General features: G+C 60.6%; 1 pseudogene. It reads right to left on the reverse strand.

Going from position 1 to position 445, the window contains the following annotated elements:
• Positions 1 to 182 (reverse strand): annotated as a pseudogene (locus AC1D34_RS38300) (ABC transporter substrate-binding protein); the annotation flags it as partial.
• Positions 183 to 445 lie beyond the last annotated feature (263 nt).

Raw genomic sequence — 445 nt, forward strand, 5'->3', positions numbered from 1 at the left:
TTCTGTAGCAGGGCGAGGGCGCCGCCGACATCGATGATGTTCAGCGCCACCGGCGACTTCGGCAGCGGCAGGCTCTGCGCCAACGCGCCCGTGGCACCGGTAGCGCCCAGCGTCAGCGAAGCCACGCTACCCTCGACAAATTGTCGGCGCGATGGGCCGGTTTTGTTGGTCTGGTCTGTCATTGGTTCCCCTCCCTGGGATTGCCACAACTTCACTCGATCAACTCGTGTGTAGGTTCCCGCACCACGAGACCGGGCACGAAGATTAGATTCCTTGGACCGGGGCTTAAGCCCTCACTTCTGGCAACAATACCTGCTGAAGCGGTGGGCCGCATCAGGTCGATGATGTCGGATTGGCCTGTCTTGAACTGGCGCGACAACKGAGCTGCGAATAGGGAAGTCTCTGATCGCTTGCTCCCCCTGTGTTGCGTCGCTAAGGCCATCAA

It is taken from the genome of Allobosea sp. P1_A7 (genome assembly GCF_056406775.1).